Annotated in this window: 8 protein-coding genes; 2 read left to right on the top strand and 6 right to left on the bottom strand. The window is 75.6% G+C overall.

Annotation, left to right across the window (positions count from 1 at the left end; genetic code table 11):
- Positions 1-182 precede the first annotated feature (182 nt).
- From EV190_RS19020 to EV190_RS19010, 3 genes are all read right to left on the bottom strand, one after another.
- Entirely contained in the window at positions 183-803 is a 621-nt protein-coding gene (locus EV190_RS19020; RefSeq protein WP_133742948.1) for a class I SAM-dependent methyltransferase, read from the bottom strand.
- Between the two features lie 56 nt (positions 804-859).
- On the bottom strand, positions 860-4,444 hold the full coding sequence (locus tag EV190_RS19015) for a DUF5682 family protein (RefSeq protein ID WP_243742672.1): 3,585 nt from the start codon (positions 4,442-4,444) through the stop codon (positions 860-862).
- 125 nt (positions 4,445-4,569) lie between these two features.
- Positions 4,570-5,745 (bottom strand): ATP-binding protein, encoded by a 1,176-nt coding sequence (locus EV190_RS19010; RefSeq protein WP_133742947.1) that lies wholly within the window; start codon positions 5,743-5,745, stop codon positions 4,570-4,572.
- A 263-nt stretch (positions 5,746-6,008) separates the two neighbouring features.
- Between EV190_RS19010 and EV190_RS19005 the strand changes: the two genes are divergently transcribed.
- Positions 6,009-6,431, top strand: a complete 423-nt coding sequence (locus EV190_RS19005; protein ID WP_243742671.1) for a hypothetical protein — start codon at positions 6,009-6,011, stop codon at positions 6,429-6,431.
- Between the two features lie 64 nt (positions 6,432-6,495).
- On the opposite strand, the gene EV190_RS19000 is transcribed toward EV190_RS19005, so the two are convergent.
- From EV190_RS19000 to EV190_RS18990, 3 genes are all read right to left on the bottom strand, one after another.
- On the bottom strand, positions 6,496-11,358 hold the full coding sequence (locus EV190_RS19000; protein ID WP_133742946.1) for a hypothetical protein: 4,863 nt from the start codon (positions 11,356-11,358) through the stop codon (positions 6,496-6,498).
- Positions 11,355-12,242: a DUF4132 domain-containing protein gene (locus tag EV190_RS18995; RefSeq protein ID WP_133742945.1), complete on the bottom strand. Its 888-nt coding sequence runs from the start codon at positions 12,240-12,242 to the stop codon at positions 11,355-11,357. The genes EV190_RS19000 and EV190_RS18995 overlap by 4 nt, the downstream gene beginning before the upstream one ends.
- A 178-nt stretch (positions 12,243-12,420) precedes the next feature.
- Positions 12,421-13,410, bottom strand: coding sequence for a heme o synthase (locus EV190_RS18990; RefSeq protein WP_133742944.1), 990 nt, complete (start codon positions 13,408-13,410; stop codon positions 12,421-12,423).
- Between the two features lie 563 nt (positions 13,411-13,973).
- Between EV190_RS18990 and tkt the strand changes: the two genes are divergently transcribed.
- Positions 13,974-16,094: a transketolase gene (tkt, locus tag EV190_RS18985; RefSeq protein WP_133742943.1), complete on the top strand. Its 2,121-nt coding sequence runs from the start codon at positions 13,974-13,976 to the stop codon at positions 16,092-16,094.
- Positions 16,095-16,116: the final 22 nt, after the last annotated feature.

Raw genomic sequence — 16,116 nt, 5'->3', positions numbered from 1 at the left:
AACCCCCCCGGCCCCCCCCCCGGCCCCCTTGGCGGGGCCCCGACTTCCCCGCGGGGGGGGCCCTTCCCGGGGCCACACCCCCCCCCGCCCCCCGGTAACGCCCACGACCGGCAAGGGAACCACCACAGAACGGGCACTAGGGAGTTGCCAGCGCGGGGGTGATTCGGCGCGCCGGAGGTTCTCTAGCCCTGCGGGGCCCCGGTGTCCGGGCGCAGGACGGCGACCAGGAAGTCCGAGGCCGCGGTGAAGGGCCGCAGGTCCCAGGAGGACAGCGCCAGGTCCAGCGCCAGTCCGGCCTCGCCGGCGTCGGCGAAGAACCGGTCGAACGCGTAGCCGCGCCCCGCGCCGAAGCCGACGACCACCCGGCCGCCGTCCCCCACGTGCGCGCCCATCCTGCGCAGGACCTCGGCCTCGGTGCCCGGGGCCACGAAGGTCATCACGTTGCCCGCGCAGACCACCACGTCGAAGGGCTCCTGCCCCTCCCCCGCCAGGTCGAGTTCGGCGAGGTCGCCCACCCTCCAGTCGGGCCCCGGGTAGTCCTCGCGCGCGGCCGCGACCAGGTGCGGGTCGACGTCCACGCCGACCACGTCGTGCCCGCGCGCCGCGAGCTCCGCGCCCACGCGCCCGCTTCCGCAGCCCGCGTCCAGGACCCTCCCCCCGCGCGGCAGCATCGCGTCGACCATGCGGGCCTCGCCCGCGAGGTCGCGCCCCTGCGCGGCCATGTTCCGGAACCGTTCGACGAACCACTGGGAATGGTTGGGGTCGGCCTGCACGATGGCCTCCCACGCGGTGATCTCTCGCATGGCCCCAGCCTCTCACCCCTTGCCCGCCGCGTGATCACGGCTCCGCCCGAACGGGCTCACCCGCGCACCTTCTCCCCGATCCAGGCGGCCAGTTCCTCGGGGCTCAGCGCCGCCACCGGCATGCCCGCCGCCACGAACTGCCCGGCGATCGCCTTGTTGTAGACCGGTTTGCCGGCGTCGTCCAGGGCTGCCAGTCCCAGCAGGTGCGCGCCGCTGCCCGCCAGCGCGCGCACCTCGGCCAGGGTGCGGCCGAGGCGGCCGCCCTCCTCGAAGTCGGTGATCAGGGCGACGATCGTCCGGCCGGGCACGCGCACCTTGGCGCGGGTGTGGGCCAGGCCCGCCCCGATGTCGGTGCCGCCGCCCACGGAGACCTCCAACAGCAGCGACAGCGGGTCCGCCACCCGGTCGGTGAGGTCGACGACCTTGGTGGAGAACGTGGTGAACGACACGCTCAACGCGGGCAGGCCGTGCAGCACCGCCGCGACGAGCGCCGCGTAGATCGTGGAGCGCTCCATCGACCCCGACACGTCCACGACGACGTGCACGTGCCAGTCCGCGCTCCGACGCGCCCGGGTGGTGAACACCGGCTGCTCGGGGATGAGCAGCGGCCCGTCCGCTCCCGGTCGCACGGTGCGCAGGTTGGCGCGCACCGTGCGCCCCAGGTCGAGGCGGCCGCCGGGCCTGCGCGTGGGACGCGGCACCGACAGCCCCGACAGGGCCGGGCGCAGGCGGCGCGCCAACTGGGCGACGAGCTGCCGGATGATCCGGTCCACCAGCGGCCGCAGCCGGGCGAGCCTGGCCTCGGGCAGCGCGCCCGCCAGCGACAGCACGCGCTCCAGCAGGTCCACCGAGGCGGTGACCTCGGCGGGGTCGAGGTGGTCGAGCACGTCGGAGCGGCCGCGGCCCGCGGCGCGGCCCAGGACCTCCTCGCGGACCCTGGTGCCGAACAGCGCTTGGAGTTCGTCGGCCCATTCGCGCGTGGCGGGTTCGGGCCTGCCGGTTCCGCCCCTCCGCCCGCCGGAGGCCTGCGAGCCCTCGCCGTGGCCGCGCCCGTACAGCTCGTCGAGCGCCGCCGCGGCCCGGCCGGCGAGGCCGCCGCCGCCATCGTCCTCGGGAGGGCGGCCGAGGATGAGCCGCCACCGGTCGGCGGCCCCGATGGCGCTGTCCGCGCCGCGCGGGCCCGGCCGGGCGGGCTCCGGTCCCGGGACGGGCTCGTCGGGCGCGCCGTGGTCGAGCAGTCCCGGCAGGAGCGCGTCCACGGCCGCGCGGGCTCCGGCGTCCGCGCGGGCGAGGGCGACGGCCAGGGCCGGGTCCACGGCGAGGTCGCCGCCCGCCTCGCCGAGCCGTTCCGTGACCGAGGCCAGGAACCGGGCGCGGGCGGCCGCCGACAGCGTCTCGAACCCGTCCCGCAGCGCGGGCAGCCTGTTCAGGAAGACGGCGTCGGTCCAGCCCTCCACCCGCTCGGACAGGGCGTCCAGCACGCCGGGATCACTCTCGATCACGGGCGCGGCCACGGCCAGCGCCCCCGCCAGGCGCAGGGCGAGCGCGGTCCCGCCGCCTCCGGACGGAGCGCCGTCCCCGGCGGGCGGCGAGGCAAGGTCGAGCCAGCCGACGAGCCGGGCCGCCATCGCGTCGGAGTCCAATTCGCCCAGGAGCAGCAGGGCGGAGGCGGCCGCGCCCTGGGCGAGCGGGCCGCCCTCTCGGCTGAGCGCGTCCAGGTGCCACAGCAGGCGCTCGGCGCCGACCGCCCCCTTCAGCGCGGCCTGGGCCTGCACCAGGCGCACGACCTGCAGCAGCGCGGTGGCGTCGGCCGGGTCGGTGCTGCCCGACATGCCCGGGACCGAGGCGATGGCGGTCTCGGCCAGCCGCGTCCGCAGGCGGGACAGGGATTCGGGGGGGCTGCTCATACCGGGGACCTGTCCGGCGACGACGCGCTGGACCCGGTCGTGCAGCGCGATGGCGTCGGCCAGGCCCGCGCGGGGCAGCACCTCGGCCTCGACGCGCTCGCCCAGTTCCGTGGCCAGGTCGGCGAGCGCGCACTCGGCGGCGTCGGTGAGGAGCGCGCCCGCTGCGGCGGGAGTGAGCCCGCCGCCGTCGCCGGTCCGCCCGGCCTCGCGCAACCGGGCGCCGATCCGGCCCCGGGCGACCTGCTCCAGGGTGGTCCCGTAGCAGGAGGCGAGTTCCAGGGTGGCGGCGCTGCCGGGGCTCCAGCGCACGGTCCAGAAACGGCCCAGCGTCTCGCCGCCCGAGGCGTTCTCGCCCGCCCTCTGCTCGGCGTAGGCGACGCCCGCCGCGCACAGCCGGTTGAGCGCGACGTGGCGTTCACGGTCGCGCCTCGCGCGCAGGGGGTCGAGCCGAATCTCCTTCCCCCCGCCCGCGCTGTCGGGGCCGGGCAGGCCGAGGTCCGCCAGGAGCGCGGCGACGTGCGTGGCCAGGCCGGAGGCGGGCGCGCCGGGAGCGGGGGCGCCGCGCCGGGAGCCGACGAGTTCGGTGTGCGCGGCGCCCGCGATGGCGCGCGCCCGCCCCAGGGGCTCGCCCTGGGCGAGCGCGCTGGTGAGCCCCTCGACGAGTTCGCGGCGGCCGGGAGCGGGCAGGCCGCGCAGGGCCGCCAGGTCGCGGGCCATGCGGTAGGCGGCCGTGACGTCGGGGACCCCGCAGACGTGCCCGTCCGCGCGCAGGTGGCCGCCGATGGCGGACAGCCGCCGCACGGCGGCGCGCTCCACCCCGTCCGGATCGCCGCCCGCCTCGTACACGTCCTGCTGCCACTCGGGGTCGCGGATGCCCGCGGGGTAGCCCGAGCGCGAGTCCAGGAGTTCGAAGGTGTACGGGATGAGCGCGGTGGTGATCCCCCGGCCGGGGCGCGCCCCGGCCTCGGGGACGGCGACGTCCGCAGTGGCGGGCAGCGCCTCGGGGGCCTCCCCGCGCAGGTGGCGGACCAGTTCCGCCCGGTCCCGCCCGGGGAGCAGGGCCGCGGCGTGGAAGGAGCCGACGACGGCGGCGGGGCGCGCCGCGCCGATCTCCTCGACGCGGCGGCGCATCCACGCCTCGCGGGCGCGGTCGCGGGCGCCGACCCGGCCCCGCTCGAGCGCGTCGGCGCGGTGGGCCCAGCCCAGGGCGAGGGCGGCGCGGCGGACGCGCTCGGGTTCGGCGCCGTAGGAGCGGGCCTCGACGAGGCGGTCCCACAGCTCCTCGGTGTCGGCCGTGCCGGTGGCGCGCAGGAGCGCGCCGTTGAGGCCGGGGGCGCCGCGGCCGTGGTCCGCCGGGTCGGGGGCGGTCGCGGCCACGGCCGCCGGGAGGTCGATGGCGTGCACGGGGACGCCGTTGGCGCGCGCCCACCGCGCGGCCGCGAGTTCGGGCGAGAAGTCCGCGAAGGGGTAGTAGCCGTGTCCGCCGTGCTCGGGGTCGCCGAGCACGAGCGCGACGGGCGCCACCGTGTCGGGGTGCCCCAGCCACTCCAGCCACGGCCCGGCCTCCAGCGGGAGCTCGATGAGCACCGCGTCGGGGTCGGCCGCCTCGAGGAGCGCGGGCATCGCGGCGGCGAGCACGGGCGAGTGGTGCCGCACCCCGATGAGGTGGGGGCCGGCGCACGCGGCCAGCGCTTCGGGCAGGGCCTCGGTCGCGTCTTCCAGGGCGATGCTCACCGCCGTGGTCTCCCTTCGTGTCTGCTGAGGTTCAGGGGCGGGCGGAGGTCCGTCGCGGCCCCCGGAGCCGGCCGGGGTTCCGGGGGCCGGCTCGGGTCGGCGGCGCGCGGCGGGTGGCGCCGGGGCTACTCCCCCACGACGTGGCGGAGTTCGTACAGGCGCTTCCACAGGCGCGCGCCGTTCTCGGCGCGGTGGCGGATCGCGGAGTCCCAGTAGGCGAGCAGGCGGCCCTGGTCATCGGGGTCGTCCTTGCGGACCGCGCCCAGGAGGTAGCCGGGGACGAGCGCCAGCGGGTCGGGCACCCCCAGGTAGGCGGTCTGCAGGCCGAGGGAGGTGGTCACGCCGACGGCCTCGGCGGTGCTCATCACGGTCGTGGGGCGCTCCACCGGCCACCCCTCCACCGAGGCGCCCGAGCGCAGGTCGCGGAAGGCCGTGACGAGGGCCTCGAGCACGGCGTCGTCCACGGGCAGCTCGTGGCCATGCCGGGCCAGCGCGGTCCCGGCCTGGCGGCGCACCAGGGCGATCTCGGCGGTCAGGTCGGCGATGGGCGGGACCACCTCGAAGTTGAAGCGGCGCTTGAGGGCCGCGCTCATCTCCGAGACGCCCCTGTCGCGCAGGTTGGCGGTGGCGATCACGTTGAAGCCGGGCCGCGCCAGGAACAGGCCGTCGTCCAGGTCCGCGCCGCTCGCGTCGCCGGTCGAGCCCGCGAGCTCGGGGACGGCCATGCGCCGGTCGGACAGGATGGAAACCAGCGCGTCCTGCACCTCGGGCAGGCAGCGGGTGACCTCCTCGACGCGGGCGATCCGGCCCGAGCGCAGCGCGGTGAGCACCGGCGAGGGCGCGAGGGCCTCGGCGGTGGGGCCCTTGGCGAGCAGCAGCGCGTAGTTCCACCCGTAGCGCAGGTGCTCCTCGGTGGTCCCTGCGGTGCCCTGCACGGTGAGCGCGCCGGTACCGCTGACGGCCGCGGCCAGCAGTTCCGACAGCAGCGACTTGGCGGTGCCGGGCTCGCCGACCAGCAGCAGCCCTCGTTCCCCCGCGAGGGTGACCACGCACCGCTCCACGAGTCCGCGCTCGCCGACGAACTTGGCGCCGATCTCCAGGCTCGCCGGGAGCCCGTCGACGGGTTCGGGCAGGCGCAGGCGCGCGCCGTCGCTGCCGACGACGAAGGTGACGACCGCGCGCGGCGTGAGCAGCCACCCGGGCGGGCGCGGCCCCTGGTCGTACGCGGCGAGGAAGGCCAGTTCCCCCGCGTAGCGCCGCTCGGCGGGTTCGATCTGTACGGCGGTCGTGGTCTCGGGCACCGCGTCTCCTTACGGCTCGGCTGGACTGGAACAGAACTACCAGAGGGGAGGGACACACCGGGACCGGACGGTGATTCCGGGACGATCCGCCGGACGGCGCCGCGAAGGTGAGAAGTCCTTAAGAAACCGCGCTTTCCGGGAACCGGGCACCGCCGCCCCGTGTTCTGGAGGACGACGAATCAGAGAACGATCCGCACCGGCCGGGCACCGGTCCCTGCCCCCGTCCCCCGGCCGCGGACCGACCGCGAAAGGCGTTCCCCTCCATGAGCCAAGCCGCCACGGCCGCACCCCCCTCCACCGGATCGACCAGCGCCGCGCTGTGGGGGCTGCGCGCGGCCGCCCTCGCCCACGTCGCGGTGCTGACGCTGGAGTTCGTCACCGCCGGCCAGCTGATGTCCCAGAACTTCGCCGCCATGTCGGCGCACTCGACCGGCGCGCTCGTGCTGCACGTCGCGGCGGGACTGCAGCTGGTCGCCGCGGTCCTGCTGTGGCGGCCCGGCCGCGGCTCCCCCCTTCCGATGGTGCTGAGCGCCGCGGCGTTCGCGCTCGGCTTCGCGCAGGCCTACTTCGGCAGCCACGGGATGCTGGGCCTGCACGTCCCGGCCGCGCTGGCGCTGGTGGTGCTGGTGGTGTGGGTCCTCGCCCTGGCGTGGACGCGGCAGGGCCCCGCCCGCTCCCGGCCGTGACGGGGGGTGACGGCGGCGGCGCCGGCGTCCTGCCGGCGCCGCTGCCGTCGGGGGCGCCCCGCGGCTACCGCCGCGGCGCGTCACCCTCCTGGACGCGCTGCCACGCCCGGGCGAAGGTCTCCGGCAGCGTCCTGAGCGGCAGGAACCGCTCCAGCGGCCCCGACGGCTTGCCCAGCCGGTCGATCTCCAGGTCGTACAGGGGCAGCTTCCAGGTCTCGAACGGGATGTTCGGGGCCTTGGCGTCGGTCCACCCGCCCGGCAGGAACACCGAGCGCCCCGCGCGGGAGCGTTTGGCGGTCAGTGCCAGGCCCGCCCCGACCAGTTCGGCCTGGACCTTCTTGTGGCGGGCCGGCGTCCAGCCGTTGGCGGCGCGCACCCGCCTGTCGGTGGGCTCCAGCAGCGCCAGCAGCTGCAGGTACAGGCGCGCGGCGTCGTCGGAGAGCCCGAGCTTGCCGGCGACCTCGGCCGACAGTTCGGGCACGGCGGCGGCCGGGTCGCTCTCGTGGGCGCCCTCGGCCAGGCCCCCTGAGGCGATCCGCTCCGCCATCCCCGTGAAACCGGGGCCGCGCAGCAGGTCGATCCTGGACAGGGTGCTCAGCCGGTTCCCCGAGTCCGCGACGATCCCGCGCAGCACCGTCGCGTCCACGTTCCCGTCGACGAGCCGGGCGGGGCGGAACCAGATGTTCGTGTAGTTCCTGTTCGGAACCGCGACCACCGTCCCGTTGTCGACCGCGTCGGGGAAGGGCGCCCGGCCGTCGGGGTCGCGGTAGGGGGCGCCGCCGACCGTCTCCACCAGGCGGGTCCGCCGCGCCTCGTCCGAGCTCCACACCTGCGTGCCGTAGAGCAGCAGGTCCGGGGCATCGAGGCGGTCCCGGAGGGCGCACAGCGCGGACGGCACCCCCTGGCGCACCGCGGAGCCGCCCGGCAGGTCGGCGTAGGCCCACGGGACGAGGGACGCGAAGCCGCTGACGACCTCGACCAGCCGGTCGGGCCCCTCGGGGGTCTGCCTGAGCTCCACCCCCCCGTAGTTCCTCTCGCTCACGACCAGGCGGGAGCGCGTGTCCCGGGTGAGGACCGGCGCGGCGGAGGCGTCGGCCAGCAGCCGGGCCGTTCCGACGGAGTCGCTCAGCCCCGCCGACAGCAGCGCGGCCTCGGTGGCCTCGTCCAGCGCGAGGCGCCGCCCGTAGCGGGCGTTCCAGGCGTCGGCGAGGCGCTCGGCGACCGCGCGGGTGCCGCCCGGCCGCCACAGCGCCGCGATCTCCTCGGGGCTCTCCGGCAGCGCGGCGCGGTACAGGTCCAGCAGGTCCCTGTGGGTGACCTCGTCCAGCTCCCGCGCTCCGAGGTCGGCCTCGGCGGTCTTGAGGCCCAGGGTCTTGCGCGTCCCGGTGTCCAGGAAGCCCGCGCGCCAGCGGTACCTGCGGAGTTCGCAGGCCAGCAGCAGTGCCGCGGCGGCCCGGGACAGGCCGGTGCGCTCGGCCAGGACCGCGGCGGTGTCGGGGTCCCAGGCGAGGGGTCCGTGCTCGGCGGCCGCGGCGGTGAACGCGGCGAGCTGGTCCGCGGTGCCCCACGCCAGCTCGGCGCGGCGGCGTTCGTGCTCGGCCTCGTGCTCGGCCAGGGGCAGGGGGTCGCCGGAGCGCAGTTCGACGAAGTGGTGGACGGTGGCCTGCTGCCCGTGGCTCTTCTCCCGGACGGTCGCGGGGACGCGGCTCCTCAGGGCCGCGCGCCGGGACGCGCCGCCGGTCCCCGGCTCGTGCTTGAGCGCCCCCACGACCACGCCGACGTCCAGGACCGCGCCGGGGTCGGCGAAGACGGTGCCGGACCACCGGGTGAGGAACCTCAGCAGTTCGGTCCGCACGCCGTCGGGGACGGTGGGCAGGGCCGCGTACCAGGCGATCCCGCCGATCCTGCCGATGAGCGCGTCCCAGTCCACGCCGGCGCGCGGCCGCTCCTCCAGCTCCTCGGCGCCGATCCCTCCGCGCAGGAACCGCGAGGTGAGGTCGAGGTGGACGCCGGTGTTGGCGGCGTCCCTTCCGCCCCGGTCGGCCAGGAAGTGGAGCAGCCCTTCGAGGAGCCCGGCCGGGTCCCTCTCGACGGCGGGCCGCTTCCTCCTGCTCTCGCTCTTGGCGACCTTGGTGACGAGCTCGTTCAGGGCGCGGCGCTGGTTGGCGACCGCGATCGCGATCCCGGCGACGCCCCGGACCAGGGAGGGGTCCGGCGCGGCGGCGCCGGGGCCGCCCGACAGCAGCGCGGCGGCGGCCACCATGGTGCGGGGGGCCTCCTTGGGGTCCTCGCTCTCGGCGGCGGCCGCCGCCATGAGCGGCGCGAGGTCGGCGGCGCGCACGGCGCGCAGCCGCTCGGACGCCCGTGCGTCGCGCACCGTCATGAAGTGCCAGAACATGGGCTCGGGCAGGTAGGGGGTGCCCCACTTGGCGGTGCAGTCGCAGGCCTGGCCGATGTGGCAGCTCCAGACCTGGCCGGAGCCGTCGGCGGCGTGGAGGGAGACCCCGTTGTCCTCGGTGAGGACGCCGGTGGCGGCTCCGGGGCCGTTGAACAGGCCGATGGGGGTGACACGGTAGCGCCCGCGTCCGCCGGGCAGCGCCGCGGCGACGGTCCGGCCGTCGGCGGCGGTGATCCGGTACTCGGCGAGGCCGCTGCCCGGGTCGCGCCCGGTCCTCACGACCGCGAACCCGGCGAGGCCGTCGGCGGCGCCCAGCGGGGTCCCGGTGGTCGGGGCGGGCAGCGGCGCGAGCGTGGAGTTGCGGGTGATCAGGTACTCGCCCTCCGCCAGGGGCTGCTCCTCCAGGAAGGCGGGCAGGCTGGCGCGGCCCCGGTCGCCGGTGGCGGGGTCCACCTCGTACAGGGTGCCCCCGTCCAGGGCCCAGTAGGTGCGGCCGTCCCCCAGCAGGTGCAGGTCCCGTTTTCCGGGGCTCTCCCCGGAGCGCAGCGCGCGCCCTCCGGCCATGCGGGCGCCGTCCCCGGTGAGCTGGGGCAGTCCGTTGGCCGTCGCCCCGCTCCAGCGCCAGCTGCGGGCGGCGTCGTATCCGGGGAAGTCCAGTTGGGTGCCGGGGTCGTCGGACCAGTAGCCGTGGGAGTTGTAGCCGATCCGGTAGCAGACCAGGAACCGCCCGTCCGCGTACACGGCGAGCGGGTCCTTGGCCCCCTTGGGCAGGCGCAGCGCGTGCTCGGCGACGCGGCCCCCAGGGCCCACGGCGATCGCCCTGGTCGCGGAGGCCAGGGTGAGGACGGGCCAGCTGGCGGTGCCGACGACGCTCGCGGGCCTGGCGCCGGTCCCGCCGAGTTCGCGGGCGGCCTCGTCCAGCGCGGGCCAGCCGTACTCGTCGATGATCCCGGCGCGCAGGGTGGTGGCGAGCACCTCCGCGAAGTCGACGGCCTCCAGTCGGGCGCGCTGTTCGGGGAACGCGTGGAAGACCCGGCCGTCGACCTCCGTCCGGAGCCGCTCGACGCCGTGGCGGAGCTCGCCGACCGCCGTCCCGCCCATGGGGGCGACGAGCTCGCCGAGCCGCCGGTCCACGTAGGGGCGCAGGAACGCGTGGGGCAGCAGGTCCTCCAGGACCTGGTTGTAGACGGTGCCGTACTCGGCGACCGCGGCGGCCAGCAGCGGCTCCCACACGGGGTCGGCCCGCAGGGAGGCGAGGGCGCGGTCCGGGCGCCGCACCCAGTTGCCGAGGGCGAGGTTCGTCCCCTCGTCCGGCGCGCGGACGGGGACGCCCAGCTCCAGGCACAGGTCGAGCATGTTCGGGGAGACCCAGCCGCCCCTCCCGGAGCGGCCGCCGTCGAGGCGGACCGGCTCCCCGTCGGCGGCGAGCCGCCCGGCCAGGCGCGGGATGAGGCCCATGATCTGGTCGGGGGTCTGGTCGCGCCACCCGCGCACGTGGTTGACCATGCGGGTGAACCAGGCCGCCGCGCCGCCGGAGACGGGCCGGGCGGGGTCGGCGAGCAGGTCGACCGCTCCGGCCTCCTCCAGCAGGTCCAGCCACCAGCCGTGGCCCGCGTTGGCGGGGAACAGGCCCAGCAGGGCGTGGGCGGCACCGGCGTCGGCGCGGCACAGCGCCACCAGGCCCGCGCGCACCGCCCTCCAGAAGCCCTCGGGCGCCGAGGCGGTGACCGGGATCTCGACGAGCTCGCGCAGCAGGGCGGCCGTCTCGGCGTCGGCGTCGAGCCCGGCGTCCTCGGCGAGGCCGCGCAGCTGCTTGGGCAGCGTGGTCCACGGGGGGAGCCCGCCCAGGGTGCGGCGCAGGCTGAGTTCGCGGAACTCGGCGTAGGCGCGGGCGGGGTCGTAGCGCTCGGCGAGTTCGGCGGCGTGCCCGGCGAGGGCCTTGACCGTGAGTGCCCCGGCGAACGCGAACTCCAGGAACGCCTCGCGGCGGGCGGCCTCGTGCACGGGGATGCTGTACACGCGCTCGGCCTCGCGGGCCCTGCCGAACATGACGGCGGCGGTCTTGGCGCTCCCGGCGGCGATGAAGGCGCGTCCCGCCTGCTCCCAGTAGGAGGCGAGGTGGGTGACGGGGACGCCGGTGGCGATGCGGGTGAACTCCTCGACGGCCGCGCCGGGGCGCGAGGCCGCCATGCGGGCGGCGCGCTCCATGGGCTTGACCTGGGCGAGCGCCTCGGCGGTGCGCTCGGGGTCGTGCACGAGCGCCCATTCGGGGTAGCCGAGGCCGCGCGGGCGGGCCAGCGCCAGCGGCTCGGAGGCGCCCTGGGGGGCGAACTCCAGGAAGTCCAGGGCCGCGTCCTCCGCGGGGGCCAGGGTGTCGGGGACGAGGCGGACGACCGTGCGACCGCCGAGGGCGGCGTGGGTGTAGCCGCGGGCGCGCACGCGGTCGGTGTGGCCGTCGGCGACGGTGTCAAGGGGGGCGAGCCCGGCGTCGAGCAGGCCGGTGTCGGGGGTGGTGGGGGTGGCCGTCATCGCTGGGTCTCCTCCTGGGTGTTCTTGCGTCCCGCGTAGATGAGTTCGGCCATCCGGACGCCCTCCGACCAGGCGACGGGGCCGACGTCGGCGAGCCTGAGGGGGCGCTCGTCGGCGTCCACCCAGATCAGCGTGCCGGTCTCGGTCTCGTAGTCGGGCATCTCCGAGCCGATCCAGTAGCGCGCCTGGAGGGAGCGGCCCGCCTCGCCGACGCGGCACACCGCGTAGCCCCCGCGCACCGAGAACCCGTAGCGCTGGGCGCGGCCCGTGGCCTGCCGCAGCTGCTCGAACTCGCCGCCCGAGTAGTCGGTGACGGCGGTGGAGCCGGCGGCCACCTCGGCGGGCTTGCGGTGGATCTCGCGGGTGAGCTGGGGCAGGCGCTGGGTGATGCCGAGTTCGAGGGCGAACTCGCGCACCTCGTCGAGGTCATCGATGAGGACCGGGTGGACGAGCGCGACGCGGTCGGCGTCGAGCCAGGCGCTCTCCGCGTCCAGGTCGACGACGCCGATCCGTCCCTGGTCGTCCACGCCGCGCAGGAACCCGCCCTCGCCGCCGTCGGCGGGGGCGACGAACAGGTCGGCCAGCAGGTCCCGCCAGGCGGGGTCGGGCCACACCCGGGCGATCATGGGCGCGGGGACCGGCAGGGACCCCAGCAGCCAGGACTCGACGCGTTCGGCGCACTCGCGCTCGTGGCGCTCCAGCCACAGCCGGACGCTGGTGAGCTGCTCCGCCTCGGCGGATTCGCGGACCTTCTTGGGCACCGTCTTGAGCCGGCGCCCCTTGGCGTTGCGGCACACCATGGTGGTGCCGTCGAGCGCGAGCGCGTAGCCGTCGGGGCCGTCGACCCAGATCAGCTCGCTCTGGGGAGGGGAAGTGGTGGACATGGGGAAGTTATAGCGATGCCCGGTGACAGGAGGGTGTCGGGACCGGGTGCCCTTCCCGGTGATCTTGACCTTTCCGGGGCCTCAATCGCCCTTGAGACCCCGGAAAGGTCAAGATCACCGGGAAGAACGAGGGCCCCGGCGCTGTGCTCGGGGCCCTCGGGCGGGTGCGGTCGGCGGTTCAGCCGATGACGCCCTGGAGCAGCGGGTCGACCGTCACGGCGACGAACAGCAGCGCCAGGTAGGCGTTGGACAGGTGGAAGAACGCCATCGTCTTGAGCTTGGCGCCGGTGTCCCCCGCGCGGGAGCGGCCGTACAGGCGGTGCGCCTGGACCAGCAGGACCGCGCCCAGGACCCCGGCCACCGCCGGGTAGAACAGGGTGGTCTGCGCGACGGGCCACAGGACGAGGGAGACCACCACGGTCGCCCAGCTGTACAGCACGCACTCCAGCAGCACCCGGCGGTCGCCGGCCACGACGGGCAGCATGGGGACGTTCGCGGCCGCGTAGTCCTCGCGGTAGCGCATGGCCAGCGCCCAGGTGTGCGGCGGGGTCCAGAAGAACACCACCAGGAACAGGACGAACGGCGCCCAGTCGAGCCGGTGGGTGACCGCGGCCCAGCCGATGAGCACCGGCATGCAGCCCGCGATGCCGCCCCACACGACGTTCTGCGCGGTGCGGCGCTTGAGCAGCAGCGTGTAGACGAAGATGTAGAACGCGATCGCGAACAGCGACAGCCCGGCCGACAGCCAGTTCACGAAGACCGCGAAGCCGGCCGTGGACAGCACCGCCAGCGTCAGGCCGTAGACCATCGCGCCGCGCGGGGTGACCTGGTGCATGGCGCCGGGCCGTTTGCGGGTGCGGCGCATCTCCCGGTCGATGTCGCGGTCGATGTAGCAGTTGAGGGCGTTGGCGCTGGCCGCGGACATGGTGCCGAACAGCAGCGTGGCGACGGCCGTCCACAGCGGCGGCACGCCCTGGGCCGCCACGAACATCACCGGGATGGTGGTGATCAGCAGCAGTTCGATGACGCGCGGCTTGGACAGCGCGACGTAGGCGCGCACGTACGCCCCGAGCGAGGCCGAGCGGGCCTCGGGCTCGACGGCGGGGGCGTCGGCCGGGTCCGGGTCGGGGGCGTCGGGGGTGGCCGACGAGCGGTCGAGCAGTGTCATGGCAACCGCCGCGCCGTGGCCGTGTGCCCGGTCCGAGCACTCCGCTGCCGTTCGGTCCGCCTGCCGTGCGGCGCGGAACGCACGGCGGGGGTCATCCGCTCTACGGACACAGACACGCTAGAACCTCGAAAGAACTTGGGGAAGCGGAAAGTGAAACTGGAAACGTCCTTGCTCCGGACGCCCCTGCCTGCCATCGGCGGGGCGGGTGCGGGGTGCGGCACCCCGGGCGTCCTCTGCCGTGCCCTGACACGACTGCCGGAGCCGTCAACGACAGAGTGTAGTGCTTGCCCCGGAGATGCCCTCACCGGGGGCTCGCACCACTTCGCACCCTGATGGGAGACATCGGTCATCTTGCGGAACCGGTTTCGACGATAGGGTCTGGGTAGTCATGCCCTCGGGCATTTCCACCCCGCGGCGGCGCGGCGGTCCCAACAACCGCCCCGCGCTCCGCGGGCGTCGCCCGGCACGGGAGCCGGTGCGGCGCGCAGGTGGATCCACCACATATTTTTCGGGCCACCACGCCTGCGACTGGCCTGGATGCGCGAAAGGAGCCCTGAGCCCGCGTGAACATCGGCACCTCGAAGACCCTTGACTGGTCGGAACTGGACCAACGCACCGTCGACCTGGTCCGTGCCCTGGCCATGGACGCGGTCGAGGAGGCGGGCTCCGGCCACCCGGGGACCGCGATGAGCCTGGCCCCCGCCGCCTACCTGCTGTTCCAGAAGGTCATGCGGCACGACCCGAGCGAGCCGACCTGGGTCGGCCGGGACCGCTTCGTCCTGTCGTGCGGCCACTCCAGCCTCACCCTCTACATCCAGCTCTACCTCGCCGGCTACGGCCTGAGCCTGGACGACATCAAGCGGCTGCGCCAGTGGGACAGCCTCACCCCGGGCCACCCCGAGTTCGGGCACACCGCCGGTGTCGAGACCACGACGGGTCCGCTGGGCCAGGGCGTGGGCAACGCGGTCGGCATGGCCATGGCCGCGCGCCGCGAGCGGGGGCTGTTCGACCCCGAGGCCGCCACGGGTGAGAGCCCGTTCGACCACTTCGTGTACGCGATCTGCTCCGACGGCGACGTCCAGGAGGGCGTCAGCCACGAGGCGAGCGCGCTGGCCGGCACGCAGAAGCTCGGCAACCTGGTCATGATCTGGGACGACAACCAGATCTCGATCGAGGACGACACCCGGATCGCGTTCTCCGAGGACGTGTCCGCGCGCTACGCGGCGTACGGCTGGCACGTCCAGGAGGTCGACTGGACCGCCGACGGCGAGTACCGCGAGGACGTCGAGGCGCTGCACGCGGCGGTGCTGGCCGCGCAGGCCGAGACCGACCGCCCGTCGTTCATCCGGCTGCGCACCGTCATCGGCTGGCCCGCCCCGAACAAGCAGAACACCGGCGCGGTCCACGGATCGGCGCTGGGCGCCGACGAGGTCGCCGCCACCAAGCGGGTGCTCGGCCTGGACCCGCACGCCCGCTTCGACGTGCCGGACGAGCTCCTGGCGCACGCCCGGGGCGCGGTGGCCCGCGGGCGCTCCGCCCGCGCCGAGTGGGACGGCTTCCTGTCCGCGTGGCGCGCGAACGCCGGCGAGCGCGCCGAGCTGTTCGACCGCCTGGCCTCGGGCGCGCTGCCCGAGGGGTGGGACAAGGCCATCCCGGTGTTCGAGCCCAGCGCCAAGGGCGTGGCCACCCGCAGCGCCTCGGGCAGCGTGCTGACCGCGATCGCGCCGGTCCTGCCCGAGCTGTGGGGCGGCTCGGCGGACCTGGCGGGCTCCAACAACACCACTCCCAAGGGCGAGCCGTCGTTCATCCCGGAGGAGTACTCCACCAAGGCGTTCTCGGGCGACCGGTACGGCCGGGTGCTGCACTTCGGCATCCGCGAGCACGGCATGGGCTCGATCCTGAACGGCATCGCGCTGCACGGCCCGACCCGTCCCTACGGCGGCACCTTCCTGGTGTTCAGCGACTACATGCGCCCCGCGGTGCGGCTGGCGGCGCTGATGAAGCTGCCCGTCACCTACGTGTGGACGCACGACTCCATCGGCCTGGGCGAGGACGGCCCCACGCACCAGCCCGTCGAGCACCTGTGGGCGCTGCGCGCCATCCCGGGCCTGGCCGTGGTGCGTCCCGCCGACGCCAACGAGACGGCCGTGGCGTGGCGCACCGTGCTGGAGCGGGCCGACGGCCCGGCGGCGCTGGCGCTGACCCGGCAGAACGTGCCCACCCTGGACCGCTCGGAGATGGGCGACGCGGATCTGACCGCCAAGGGCGGCTACGTGCTGGCCGAGGCGAGTGACGGCCTCCCGCAGGCGATCGTCATCGCCACCGGCAGCGAGGTCGCCATCGCCCTGGAGGCCCGTTCCCGGCTGGAGGAGGCGGGCACTCCGACCCGTGTCGTGTCCATGCCGTGCGTCGAGTGGTTCCAGGAGCAGGACGACGCCTACCGCCAGCACGTGCTGCCGCCGTCGGTGCGCGTCCGCGTGTCGGTCGAGGCGGGGCTGGCGCTGGGCTGGCGCGAACTGGTCGGCGACGCCGGCGAGTCGGTGAGCCTGGAGCACTTCGGCGCGTCCGCGCCGTACAAGACGCTGTACGAGCAGTTCGGGCTCACCCCGGACAGGGTGGTCGCGGCGGTGCACGCCAGCATCGCCCGGCTCGGCGGCGAGCACGGAACAACGACAGGCAACTAGTGGTTGAGGGGAGGGCCTCCGC

Source organism: Actinorugispora endophytica (assembly GCF_004363075.1).
Taxonomy (GTDB): Bacteria; Actinomycetota; Actinomycetes; order Streptosporangiales; family Streptosporangiaceae; genus Actinorugispora; species Actinorugispora endophytica.
This window is presented reverse-complemented; position numbering and strand designations above follow the sequence as displayed.

Excerpts from the sequence above, each read along its gene's own strand:
- EV190_RS19020 (WP_133742948.1), bottom strand. The coding sequence starts at position 803 with ATGCGAGAGATCACCGCGTGGGAGGCCATCGTGCAGGCCGACCCCAAC.
- EV190_RS19005 (WP_243742671.1), top strand. The coding sequence starts at position 6,009 with ATGAGCCAAGCCGCCACGGCCGCACCCCCCTCCACCGGATCGACCAGC.
- EV190_RS19000 (WP_133742946.1), bottom strand. The coding sequence starts at position 11,358 with ATGACGGCCACCCCCACCACCCCCGACACCGGCCTGCTCGACGCCGGG.
- EV190_RS18995 (WP_133742945.1), bottom strand. The coding sequence starts at position 12,242 with ATGTCCACCACTTCCCCTCCCCAGAGCGAGCTGATCTGGGTCGACGGC.
- EV190_RS18990 (WP_133742944.1), bottom strand. The coding sequence starts at position 13,410 with ATGACACTGCTCGACCGCTCGTCGGCCACCCCCGACGCCCCCGACCCG.